The sequence below is a fragment of the Pseudoalteromonas sp. 1181_04 genome, from assembly GCF_052850545.1.
In genome coordinates this window covers 51,336-64,343 of record NZ_VXCS01000017.1, presented here as the reverse complement: position 1 = coordinate 64,343, position 13,008 = coordinate 51,336, and the positions used below count along the sequence as shown (strand labels likewise).

The following is a 13,008-nucleotide window of genomic DNA, read 5'->3' as shown; positions in this document are numbered from 1 at the left end:
TTATAAAGATTTTATAAATGAGATAAAAAACTTTATAAAAACTTTATAGAGGCAATATTGAAAAGGCAGTAACCTATGTAGTTAATTGTCAGAGGAATCGTTAATGAATCAAGTGCAGGGCAAACCAAGCAAATATAAAGCATTTTTTTTGGCGGTGATAATGCCGATCATTGTAGTTATGGCGATTTATCCGTTACGAGATTGGTTTTCGACCACCGACATTGTGATGTTACAGCTGTTATGGGTCGCCTGGGTTGCAGTTCGCAGTAACCGACGCGTTGCAGCCATTACCACCTTGGTCAGTGTAGCGTGTACCGATTGGTTTTATGTTACCCCGTATTTTACTTTTCATATTGAAAATATTGAGTATCTAGTTACTTTTATCGTGATGCTCATTGTGGGACTGATGATCAGCCAGTTAGCGGGCGAATTAAACACTAAGGTGCGAGATGTACAATTACACGCGAGTAATAGTCGAACACTGTATGAGCTGGCTAAAGGATTAAATAGTTTAGACGCACTGGATGAGCAAAAGCAGTACTTTCAGCAGCTTATTAGCGAGCATTTGGCCATTACTTGCCAATTTCAACAAATGCGTCAGCAAGTGGCAGGTGAATTTATGCTATTAAGTGATAAAGAGCAAAGTATGGGGGGGTTTGCTTTTGCAACGTTACTGTCTGAAGGACAAAGGAGCTTCGTAAATACCGCAATTTCATTGTTGTATCAGGTACATGAGAAAACCTTACTGAGGCAGCAGTCGGCGGCAATTTCAGTTCAAGCTGAACTCGAGCGTGCTAAAAATGCATTATTACGCAGTTTATCTCATGACTTGCGCACGCCACTGGCAACTATTATGGGCGCCTCAAGCATGTTGGCCGATGATGAGATCACACTCAGTGAAGCGATAATAAAAGAGCAGGCCGGTAATATTTATGAGCAAAGTAAAATTCTTAATCAGCATTTTGACAAGGTGATGGAGCTTAGCCGAGTAAATAAAATGGGCGAAAACCTGTGCTGGCAAACAATTAACTTGCAAGCTTTGCTAAGCGAAGCAAAAGCACGTAGGCAGCAGCAATTAGCGCATTTTGTGGTAACAACAAATATTGATGCCAATTCGAGCTGCCAAGGCGATGTGACACTGTTAGAAATAGCACTGGCAAATATGCTCGAAAATGCATGGCGTTATGGTGATGGTGAGGTGGTTGTTGAATTTACCCAAAGCCGTTACGAGTCAGCGGTGAGTTATCAATTACTATTGAGCAATAAATTAATTAGCAAGCCACAGGCAAGTGCTGATGAAGGTGTAGGGCTTGGCAGTCTAATTTGTGATGTGGTTGCTAAGTTTCATCAAGGCACATTTTCACTGACGATAGATAACGATACAGAAATGGCCTTGGCAAAATTAATCTGGATAAAAAATAATGACTAAAATCTTAATACTTGAAGATTCTCCGCCGTTGCAAAGCTTTTTAAAAACCTTACTGCAAGCCAGTGGCTATGAGCTGAGTATTTGTGATAAAGGGCTGGATGGTTTTGCACTTTTAAGTGAGCAAAGTTATGACCTTGTATTATTAGATTTAGGGCTTTTGGATATGGATGGTCAAGACTGGCTAGTGGAGTTTAGGCAATGGAGCCAGTTACCGGTATTAGTGCTTTCAGCTCGTGATGGTGAAGTGGAAAAAGTCACTGCGCTTGATAATGGGGCCAATGATTTCCTTACTAAACCTTTTAGCGCCAATGAACTATTAGCGCGTATTCGGGTGTTACTGCGTACTAATAATCAAGTCAGTTTTGCGTTGCAATGTGGCGACATTTGTATTGACCCAAATAAGCATATTGTGCGTGTTGGTGACAATGAGGTTAAGCTGACTAAAAAGGAATATGCAATCTTACTGTTATTATTTCAAAATAAAGATAAGGTACTGACTCATAATGCAATATTAAGCCATATATGGGGAGAGCAATATATAAATCGTCCTGAATATGTGCGTGTGCATGTAGCGCAGCTAAGGCAAAAATTAGAGGCAAATCCCGCAAGCCCAAAGTATTTACTTACTGAGCCTGCGGTAGGATATAGATTAGTAGATTAAAGTATTAAAGCGCTCTTTAGTTCACTTTGAAATAGCTAATGTACTGCTTCAGTGTTTTTGATAACTCAGCCAATGCGACTGCTTCTTGTGCATTGTTTTTTAAGGATAAACTGGTTTCCTTGGACATGTTAGCGATTTCCTCTACACCAGAACTAATTTCTGACACAGTGGCAACTTGCACTGATGTTGAGTCGACAATTTCAAGCACTTTTTCCAAGGAATCATTAGCTTGTTGTTGTATCTCTTGCAGTAGTTGATTGGCTTCATCCATCAATAATAAACCACTTTCTACTTGTGGTACTGTGGTTTCCATCGCAGTGACAGATGCTTGGGTATTATCTTGGATCTGTAAAATCATTTTCTCAATATCACCGGTCGCATCACCTGTACGTTGGGCGAGTTGCCTAACTTCATCAGCTACAACGGCAAAACCACGTCCAGATTCGCCTGCACGAGCGGCTTCAATAGCTGCATTTAGCGCTAGTAAGTTAGTTTGATCTGAAATACTACGTATCACACTTAATATATCACCAATGTTTTTAACATGATTTTGTAGTATGTTTACTTGTTTGACTGTTGCTTTCACTGTAGTTGATATGCCGCCAATTTCGGTTGCTACTTTTTGCACCGATTGACTACCTTGTTGTGATAATTGTGCGGTAATTTTTGAATTATCTTCAGTTTGTTTTACTGCACTGGCAACTGAGTGAATGCTATGGCTCATATTGGCTAAATTGGTGACGGCAGAGTTAGTTAGCGTAACTTGATTATCTGCGGCATAAAGTGCTTGTTGTGAGCCTGAGGCGACACTTGCTGAATGAGATGAAAGCTCTTGTGAAGAATCAATAATGCTATTGACGATAGCTTTCAATTCTTTTTGCATTACTTGAACTGATGCCATCATACTATTAGGGCTGCAGGAATTTATTTCAGTGGTTAAATCACCTTTAGCGATACGTGCAATTACTTCTGCTGCTTCTTGAGGTTCACCGCCTACTGCATTTTTAATTTTTGAACTAATAATATAGGCAATTACAGCGCCAATAATAACAGCCAGTGCAGTTAATGAAATCATCCATAGCTCAAATGAGCTGGTTATCTCACGTGTTTTATCCGTTAAATTATGATTTGTTTGTTCTTGCAGATTGATGAATTGATTAATGCTGTCCAACCATTCTACAAATGAGGGACGCGCATCGGTTAGTAATAGCATAGTTGCGTGCGTTATATTATTAGCACGTTTAGCGGCGATAATATTTTCCACTAAGGGGAGGGTATGCTCTTCTATCTTATCAATTTTTTTCATTAGGGAGCGCTCGTGATCAGTCATTTGATCAACCAAGCTCGCCATTTTTTCATGCGATATTTGGTAATTGTTATTGAGCTCATTTATTAAGCTAATCGTATCGCTTAAATCACTAGCATTTGTTAATAGCACCACATCCCGTATTGCTATTGCCCTATCATGTACTGCGCCCCTAAAATCAATAGCATAACGCTGCTTAACAGAATTTACATCGTTAATTTCACTTATATTATTGTCAATTTGACTTACTTGAGATGTGCCAATAATGGTTAATGTGAGCATCATTAATAAGATCACTCCAAAACCAGTGGCGAGGCGCATATTTATGGTCATATGTTTTCCAGTATTATTTGGTGCGATTTTATATTGGCTGATTATAACTCAACGTAATTCGTTAAGTGGAATGACTTACAAAACGAATTTACTTTTCTAATAATCAGTTATGTATCAATAATGTTGAACAATTAATGTGCAGCAGTCAAGTTAATGAGCAACTGCACTTTTGAATTGTAAAGCTTAAAAAAATCTATCTCGATAGACCGAACCGGAATGAGTGCATCGCTTGGCTGTAAAACCACCTTAAACAGCCAAAACGAAAACTAACTTAGTCGTACTTTGCCTCTAACTCGTTAGCGGAATGAAATTTCTCGTGAGTTTGTAATTGCTCATCGTATTTAACGAGATTTTTAAAATGTGCTAGTTGACCTGCATTTTTAACAATTTCAACAATAAACGACATCATAAAATCAGCACCGGTTAGAGAGTCTCCCACTAAGTAACGTTTACCTTCTAAGCGGTCATTAAAGTAACTAATAACTTTGGCGGTTTCTGCATCGGCATAGCCTTCTAAAAATTGCGTTTTAGCGCCATCTTTTTGCACAAACATTTTTAATAATAGCGGTAAAATTGCTGAGCTTTCAGCGAAGTGCAGCCATTGCTGGTAGTCAATATAGTCTTTACTGTCACGGCTTGGCGCAAACTTACCGTTACCGTATTTACTGATCAAATAGTCGGTGATCGCACCTGATTCAGCAATTATTTGGCCATTGTCCTCAATCACTGGTGATTTGCCTAGTGGATGAATCGCTTTAAGCTCATCAGGAGCTAAAAAGGTTTCACTGTTGCGTTGATAAGCCACAATTTCGTAGTCAACGTCTAGCTCTTCGAGTAACCAAATAATACGTTTAGAGCGTGATTTATTTAAATGATGTAACTTGATCATAGTTATCCTTAAAAGCGCAGCCGTTGCTGCGCAGGGTAAATTTAAAGCGGTTTATTTACTTGTACTACCGTTTTGCCAAAGTTCTTGCCGTCAATCATATCGTTAAACGCTGATACGGTATTTTCAAAACCTGTTACTAAATGTTCACGGTAATGAATTTTTCCTTCGCTGAGCCATTTTTGCATATCAGTGGCGAACTCATCATAACGATGGCCATAATCATCAAAGATAATAAAGCCTTGCATACGAATACGCTTAGAGAGAATTTGACCCATTAGAGCCCCCATGCGATCAGGTCCTTGTGGTAACTCAGTCGCACTATATTGCGACACTAAACCACATAATGGTACGCGCGCAGCGGTGTTTAATAGTGGTAATACGGCATCGAAGACTTTTCCGCCCACATTTTCATAATAAACATCAATACCTGCATCACATGCGTCAGCTAACTGTTTGGCAAAGTCATCGCTGCGGTGGTCAATACAAGCATCAAAACCAAGCTTTTCGACTGCGTATTGGCATTTTTCATTGCCGCCTGCCACACCGACTACTTTACAACCTTTGAGTTTAGCAATTTGCCCAACAGTTGCACCTACTGGGCCTGTTGCTGCTGCAACCACCACTGTTTCACCTTCTTTTGGTGCACCAATATCAAGTAGCCCCATATAAGCGGTAAAGCCAGGCATACCCATAATACCTAATGCATACGATGGATTACTTGGCTCTTTGCCTAATGGCATTAATCCTTCGCCATTTGAAATCGCATATTCCTGCCAGCCTGTATAGGCTAGTACCCATTCGCCTTCGCTAAATTTATCGTTTTTAGACGCTTCTACTTGGCACACGGTTGCGCCAACCATGACATCGCCAATTTCTACCGGATCAGCATATGATTTCGCATCACTCATGCGGCCACGCATGTAAGGGTCAAGTGATAAATAAATAGTGCGTAGTAATACTTCACCTTGTTGTAGTTCAGGCATTTGTACGCTTTTAAATTCAAAGTTATCAAGCGTTGGCGCACCATGAGGACGAGACTTTAGAGTAAATTGTTTATTTGAAATAGCTTGCATAATTTTTTCCTTGTCTGATTAAAAGAAGGCTGCATAACGGCTGTAAATCTAAATGCTCAGTCGTTATAGTCTCTGCAGCGGATTAAATGCTTAACCAATGAACTTAGGGCTATGCTTGATAAATTCAACAGCTAGCATAGATAAGTTTATCGCTATACGGAGAATCACTTTTGCAGCTGTGCAACAGCAATTCTGCTTACTGCCATTTGGCAGAATTTTTGTTTTTTCTTACAACTTTGAGAGCGCATGTTGAGTGGTTAACTTGGGTGTTTAACATTATGATAAACATTATTTAAGCTTTAAATCATTTGAAGGTAGTTATGAGCGCCACACAGTCAGCACATCTAAAACAAAGAGCTGCCTAACTCTTTTTAATTACGAGAATATAAAAAGCAGGCACCGCAATCAGTGTCTGCTCTTACATTTTAACCCCCCACAATTAAGACGGGGGTTTTATGCTTAATTACGCTTGCGGTTTAATTAAGTATTTTTCACCTGTGGCATGTTTCGAGTAAGCCTCAATTGATTGTAATTGTAAGGCCTCTGGCAATGACACTTCATGGGTGTAATTACTTGCAAAGGTTGTGGTAATTTCATCTGCAATACGTTTACGCATTGCAATTACCGTATTAGTACCAAGTTTGCCTAGTGCATTAAATAGTAAGAACCCATTAACACCCCACGCAAAGCCAAAGTTGCGATTTAGCGTAATTGGGCCGCGGTTTAAGGCACCATAAATATAAACTTGCTTGAAAGTGTCAGAGCCATAAACGCTGTATTCTGTAATGTCACGAGTTGCAGCGACTTCCATACAGTTAAGAATGTCACTCGTTAGTTGGCCACCACCAATTGGATCAAACGCAATCGTTGCACCGGTTTCGATAATTGCGGCTGTTAAATCAGCAAGGAACGTATCATTACTTGAGTTAACAACATACTTTGCCCCCATATCACGTAGTAACTTTTCTTGCTCCGGCTTACGTACAATATTGATTAAATCAACACCATCGGCAATACAAATTCGATTTAGGATTTGACCAAGATTAGAGGCCGCTGCGGCATGAATAATCGCTTTATGGCCTTCAGCACGCATTGTTTCAACCATTGCTAATGCAGTAAGTGGGTTAACAAAAGCCGACGCACCTTCTTTAGCCGTCGTTCCTTCTTTTAATTCTAAGCAGCTTTGCACATTTGCGCATATAAATTTGCGATACGTACCACCACCAATTACAGCAACAGTTTTACCCATTAATGCTTGTGCAGCTGGCGATGAGCCTGCGGCCACAACCGTACCTGCGCCTTCATTGCCAACGGGTGTGGCTTTACCAACACGTGTTTTAAGTGATGGCATAAATTGAGCAGGAACATCAGCGGTAATAACTGGGTTTTGCTCAGTACCAGTTTGCTTTGCACTGGACATATCAGCGGCGCTGAATAAAACGCCTAAGTCAGATGGATTTAATGGCGTAGCCTCAATACGAATCACTACTTCATCGGCACCAGGTTGTGGCATATCGATATTTCTTAGGGCAAGCGTTAGTTTATTATCTTCACTGATAGTTGAAGTAAGTTGGATATTTTTATCTGTCATTATGTCCGCTCCTAAAAATTTGTATGAATTTGTGTAAACGCTAAGTATTACTTAGCATTTACTACCTGAATGTGAGCTTTTACTTTTTGCAAAGCTGACAAGGGCTAACAACGCTAGTAAATGAAATAAAAACACATACGTTTAAGCTGAATACATTATTACTTGTTTTAATCTGATTATATATAGGAGAAAATACCAATAACTTTTGTCTTTAAGACAATAACACTGCTCATTAGAAGGAGAAGTTAGATGGATCAACTACGTGCAATACGGTACTTCATTAAAGTTGTCGAAACGGGTAGCTTTACTAAAGCGGCGAGCACGTTTAATGTGCCGCCTTCTTCTTTATCAAGACGAGTGGTTGATCTAGAAAAAAGCTTAGGAGCAACGCTTTTAAAACGCACAACCCGGCTTGTGAAGCTGACAGAAGTGGGGCAAATTTACTATAACGACGTTCAGCAAATAGTAAACCAGTTAGAGCAAAGCCACGAAACTGTGCGCAGTTATCAAACAACACCAATGGGGCGCTTATCAATAAGTTCGATGGTAAGTTTTGGTGATAAAATATTACTACCGTTGTTAGATGAATTTAATGCGTTATACCCTGAAATTATACTCGATGTTAGCTTCAGTGATGAACTATCGACATTGGGCCGTGACGATGTTGATATTGCTATTCGCGGTGGTTATGCACCCAATGAGCGCGTGTTAGCCATAAAATTGATGGACAATGAGTTTATTCCTGTAGCGTCACCAGGTTATTTACAGCAGCACGGTGTGCCTAGTCATGCTATGGAGTTAAAGCATCACAATGGCCTTTATTTTAAAACGCCACTAGGGCCAACCCCTTGGCTATGCAAAGTAGATGAGCAATGGCATGACGTGTCAGGGCCTGCTGTGGTTATTTCGAATAACGGAGCATGGCTTAGTAAAAAAGCCTGTAATGGGGAGGGCATTTTAATGTCAACTCGCTGGGCACTTGCTCCATACCTTGAGTCGGGCGAGTTGCAAGAACTTAAGTTTGAACATCAGCTTGCGGTAACGCAAAACTCTAATATGGCTATTTATTTGTTGTATCAAAAACAGCGATATTTAGTACCAAAAGTGAAAGCCGCCGTAGATTTTTTGGTACAAAAAATAAAGGTAGAAGCCGATTGAGCACAAAGTTATAGAGCTTTCTATTAGCGTCACAGCACTGTTAATAAAATCTTTTTAGTTATTAAAGAAATTGAAAAATTAAATGAGAAAGCACACAAGTTGTGTTAAAAATAACCTTTAGATAGATGTTGTTAGCGAGGGAATGAAATGAAAATACAACTGTTGGTTTTACTGCCACTGCTAGTCAGTGCTTTTGTGAGCGGTTTGGTAAAGGCAAATGATGAAGTATTGTCGGTCGATCAAGTTGCGTTACAGGGAATGCAGTTTAGTTTTGAAAATGATGCGAAAGTAAGGCCTAAAAACAGTGATTTCAGTGTGGTTAACTCTGTGCTGATGAGCAGTGAGCAAGGCCGGCGAGTCGCAGTGGTGACAATTCGTAATGACGCGTCAGGTTCACGCATTTTACAGGCTGAACATATTATGGCGTTATTTGCCGATGGCAGACGAATATCGCCTATGGCTCTGGCTGACAATATTAAACTAGACGATGGTGAGCAGCGCACATTAACGCTGTCGTTTGGCGAAGACAATTTCCCGATTTTGAGCATCTTCACCAGTAATAATTTAAATTAGGAATAATAATAAAATGAAAGCGATGATCTGTGGATTGAGCTGTGCAGCACTTTTTAGTGCCACCAGTATTGCGCAGCACAGTAAGGAGTTTGTGCCTGATAATGTGTTTACTCAAGGCGTTGAAGGACCTGTTTTTTATAAGCAGCATTTATACGCAGTTAATTTTGCTGATCAGGGCACCATTGGTAAGGTTGATAACAATGGTAAAGCCAGCTTATTTTTAAAGCTGCCAAATGACAGCGTTGGTAATGGTTTGCAATTTGATGGCCAAGGTAATCTCTATATTGCGGATTATGTAAATCATAATATTTTAAAAGTGCCTGCTAATAGTAAAAGCGTTGAGGTTTTTGCTCATAATAAAACCATGAATCAACCAAATGATATTGCCATAACTAAACGCGGTGTGTTGTTTGCCAGCGACCCTAATTGGGCTGATGCTACCGGCAAATTATGGCGTATAAATACAGATGGCAGTACTCAATTATTAGAAGAGAATATGGGCACCACCAATGGTGTGGCGGTTAATAACAGCAATAGTAAACTCTACGTAAACGAAAGCGTGCAGCGGATTATTTGGCAATATGATCTTGATAGTGAGCTAAACATCAGCAATAAGCAGCCGCTGATCACATTTGACGATCATGGTATGGACGGCATGCGTGTTGATAACCAAGGTAACCTGTATGTAGCCCGTTATGGCGCAGGTGTTATTTTAAAAATTAGTCCCGCAGGTAAGATATTGCAAACCTATACTTTAACAGGGCAGCATCCAACCAATGTGGCATTTAATGACCAGCAAACCAAGCTGTTTGTCACTATGCAAAAACGCGGTGCGATTGAAGTGATAAATGTGGAGTAAAACTGCGGACATTCTGTGGGAATTGACTTAGTTGTGATTGTTTAAAGACCCTAATTTGCACAAAGAGAAGTGAATAAGGGTAAATGGGACACCCAGAAATACGACGGGCAACGGATTAATCCTAGCACCTAGATACTTTTCTAGAACCTTTACCCATGTAGGTCGCTATTTATGGCGTCAATATTTTCCTCATCAGCGCAGCGTCTCATGACTTCTTTGTGAATAAGTTACTTAGAGTCCATCTGCAAGATGAGTAGCAAATGTTTTGATTCAACTAATCTAATATGAAAAGCGCACCGGGCAGGGTGCGCTTTAAGGGTTTAATCCTGTGTTGCTATGAGCAATTTGGGATTAACTAAAAACTCGGTGAGTAACGAACTGCAACGCCCACTGTACGGCCAATAACGCTGTAATCACTCACAGTATTAAAGTGGTTAGCGCCAATTTCAGGTGTTGGTGGTGCTTTGTCAAATAGGTTATCGATACCAAAGTTAACCGCGATAGTGTCGGTTGCTTGCCACGATGCAGCAAAGTCCATGTAGTCTTGTGCTGAAATTGTTTCGGTTCTATCTACAGCATAGTCTACTTCACCGATTCTGCGCCAGCCTAATTGGAAGTTCATGGTATCTAGCTGCCAATCAAAGGTGGCGCGATGTTTATAATCGGCTTGTAAGATACTCGCAAAATCGCCTGAACACGCGCTACCGTAAGTACCTTTACAATCAACTTCGGCTACGGTGCTATTATTTTGGCGAGTTTGTTTTGTTACAAAGTTACCTTGGTATGAGAGCCTAAAGCGACCGCCTAAATCCATTGGTGCATCAAATACATAGTTGGCTGCTAAATCGATACCAGCTTGTTCAATCGCTGCAAGGTTAAAGTCATTTACGATCGCGGTGCTAATAAAGCCTGTATTAGGATCGCGAAGTACTGCGCCACACAATGGGTTGTTCGGATTTGGATCGTCGATATAGCAGCTTTGTAATGCTGCAGCAGGTTGAATTTGACTTACCGCATCGGTTACACGAATGCTATAGTAATCAAGTGATAGGTCAAAGCCCTCAATGTAACTTGGAGTATAAACTACACCTAAAGTATCTGATTCTGCTTGCTCAGGCTTGATGTTCGGATTACCGCCGTAAGTATACTCGGCTGTTGTTGAGTCATACTCAGTGCCTACTGGTGGTGCGCCAAAAGCGGCACATTGCGCTGCGTCCCCCGTACCTAGTAAACATGGATCGCCATTAAAGCGACCAGCAAAGCGTGGTACAAATTGGTCACTATTTTGGTCAAATAAAGCTAATGATAACCCCGTGATCGGACTTGCGAATTCGCCTAAGTTTGGTGCTCTAAATGCAGTGAGCTTATTAGCACGAATACGGATATCATCGTTAATTGCCCAGTTTATGCCAAGCTTATAAGTGTCTTCGGCTTCGGTGTTTGAATAATCAGAAATACGGTAAGCACCTTCAAAACTAAGTTCTTTAGCAAATGGCATATCAATTAAGATCGGCACTAAAATTTCTGCATAAAACTCACTACTGTCGAAGCTGGCGTCCATATCAAATGCGCTAACAGAGGCAAAGCTAGTGCCATTTCTAAATGCATCCCCTGGAGTTTGCTTGCCCGTTTCTTTGCGGTACTCATAACCAATTGCAAAATCGACATAACCGGCAGGTAATTCAAATAAGGCACTAGAATCGCCAGAGAGAGTTGCAGCAAATACACTTTGAGTACGTTCACGGGTGGTATATAACAGTGGATCGCTAAATTCATTTAGATCTAAATTAGGATCAAAAATATCGCTGCTATTGGCAATATTGCCAAAGCGACTATTGCCACTGTTATCATTTTTATAGCCATTGTTGTAAATTGTAGCGACTTCGTCAGTTTGACCGTATTGACCATAAATGTCGTAACGTAAATAATCGTTAATATCGCCTTTTAAACCCAGTTGAAATTGTAATGAATCACGCACGGCTTCAGTATGTTGAACGCCAAGGCCTAAATTACGCTCAACATTGACTAGCGCATTTCCATCAGCATCAAAGGTGAGTTGTTGGCGTAGTTCATCAGGAATATATTGGTTATCTTGTGTGAGGGTTACTTGTTCATTAACAAGAATAGGTGTTTGGCCGCTAGCGCCGGCGCCATTAACGGTTACTTTTGAATACATAGCGCGGCCGTAAATGATTGCGCTGTCACTGGCATCCACATCAAATAATAACCCAGCAGAAAATCTATCCATTGGCTGAGTTAAATAACGGTCGCCGGTAAAGTCACTGGTTTGACGGTCGCTCACGACTTGCCCTGCATCATTAATCGCTAAACTGTTGCCGCTGGCAACATCGGTGTAAAACCCGCCGCTATTAATCATAGTTGCGCCATTCTCTAAGGCATAATCACGTTCACCAGCAAGTAACTCTTTACGTTCAGAATAACCAAGGTAGCCAGTAATATGGCCACTACCATCAGCTATATCGCCACCAAAAATGGCTTCAAAATTAAGTTTTTCATTGCCACCATCAGCTGTTTCATAACTACTTGAAAACTCAGCGCCGGTAAAGTCATCATCAAGCACAAAGTTAACCACGCCAGCTACTGCATCGGCACCATAAACAGCAGCCGCACCGCCAGTTAAAACATCAACACGTTTGATCAAACCGGCAGGAATTGTATTGACGTCAACTGAGTTACGAAAACTAAATGGCACAGCGCGCGTACCGTCAATTAATACCAAAGTTCGGTTTTGACCAAGACCACGTAAATCAATAGTCGATGAGCCAAATGAGTCACCTACCGTTGCACCTGTACTATTAGCGCCCGCTGCGGCTTGTGGTAATTTTGCGGTAATATCTTCTACATTAACCGCGCGATCTAGGTGTATTTGTGCTTCGTCAACACTCACTACTGGGCTACTTGAAACTAATTCTGTGCGCTGAATTCGCGAGCCAGTAACAGTAATTACTTCAGGTTTTTTTTGCTGCACTTGTTGCTGTTCAGCGGCCAATAAAGCAGGGCTAGTAGTGGCAATAACTGCCAGTGCAATTGGTGATAGCAGGTGGAGTGGGCGCATTGAGTTAGGTTTGCAGTGTTTCATGGTCTGTTCCCGTGGTTATGTATTTTTTGCTATTAT

General features: G+C 40.8%; 10 protein-coding genes. 5 read left to right on the top strand and 5 right to left on the bottom strand.

What is annotated here, in order from left to right; all coding sequences use genetic code 11:
- The first annotated feature begins 103 nt into the window (after window positions 1-103).
- Window positions 104-1,429 (top strand): DUF4118 domain-containing protein, encoded by a 1,326-nt coding sequence (locus FW757_RS15150; protein ID WP_446441395.1) that lies wholly within the window; start codon window positions 104-106, stop codon window positions 1,427-1,429.
- Complete coding sequence (locus tag FW757_RS15145; protein ID WP_149981938.1) at window positions 1,422-2,090, top strand: response regulator; 669 nt, start codon at window positions 1,422-1,424, stop codon at window positions 2,088-2,090. The genes FW757_RS15150 and FW757_RS15145 overlap by 8 nt, the downstream gene beginning before the upstream one ends.
- 16 nt (window positions 2,091-2,106) lie before the next feature.
- Here the strand turns inward: FW757_RS15145 and FW757_RS15140 are convergent, their stop codons facing one another.
- The 4 genes from FW757_RS15140 to FW757_RS15125 all read right to left on the bottom strand — a co-directional run bounded on the left by FW757_RS15140 (window position 2,107) and on the right by FW757_RS15125 (window position 7,282).
- The gene (locus FW757_RS15140) at window positions 2,107-3,729 is read right to left on the bottom strand and encodes a methyl-accepting chemotaxis protein (protein ID WP_446441394.1); all 1,623 of its coding nucleotides are present in this window, start codon (window positions 3,727-3,729) and stop codon (window positions 2,107-2,109) included.
- 271 nt (window positions 3,730-4,000) lie between these two features.
- Window positions 4,001-4,618: a glutathione S-transferase family protein gene (locus tag FW757_RS15135; RefSeq protein ID WP_182739979.1), complete on the bottom strand. Its 618-nt coding sequence runs from the start codon at window positions 4,616-4,618 to the stop codon at window positions 4,001-4,003.
- 41 nt (window positions 4,619-4,659) lie between these two features.
- Entirely contained in the window at window positions 4,660-5,691 is a 1,032-nt protein-coding gene (locus FW757_RS15130) for an NADP-dependent oxidoreductase (RefSeq protein WP_446441393.1), read from the bottom strand.
- A gap of 463 nt (window positions 5,692-6,154) precedes the next feature.
- Window positions 6,155-7,282, bottom strand: coding sequence for a zinc-binding dehydrogenase (locus FW757_RS15125; RefSeq protein ID WP_149981935.1), 1,128 nt, complete (start codon window positions 7,280-7,282; stop codon window positions 6,155-6,157).
- 249 nt (window positions 7,283-7,531) lie between these two features.
- Between FW757_RS15125 and FW757_RS15120 the strand changes: the two genes are divergently transcribed.
- The 3 genes from FW757_RS15120 (at window position 7,532) to FW757_RS15110 (ending at window position 9,872) form a co-directional block, all read left to right on the top strand.
- Complete coding sequence (locus tag FW757_RS15120; protein WP_182762525.1) at window positions 7,532-8,440, top strand: LysR family transcriptional regulator; 909 nt, start codon at window positions 7,532-7,534, stop codon at window positions 8,438-8,440.
- Between the two features lie 147 nt (window positions 8,441-8,587).
- A complete protein-coding gene (locus FW757_RS15115) occupies window positions 8,588-9,013 on the top strand; it encodes a hypothetical protein (RefSeq protein WP_149981933.1) in 426 nt (141 codons plus the stop codon).
- A gap of 13 nt (window positions 9,014-9,026) precedes the next feature.
- Window positions 9,027-9,872, top strand: a complete 846-nt coding sequence (locus tag FW757_RS15110) for an SMP-30/gluconolactonase/LRE family protein (protein ID WP_182739977.1) — start codon at window positions 9,027-9,029, stop codon at window positions 9,870-9,872.
- 355 nt (window positions 9,873-10,227) lie between these two features.
- On the opposite strand, the gene FW757_RS15105 is transcribed toward FW757_RS15110, so the two are convergent.
- Complete coding sequence (locus FW757_RS15105) at window positions 10,228-12,972, bottom strand: TonB-dependent receptor domain-containing protein (protein WP_446441392.1); 2,745 nt, start codon at window positions 12,970-12,972, stop codon at window positions 10,228-10,230.
- Window positions 12,973-13,008 lie beyond the last annotated feature (36 nt).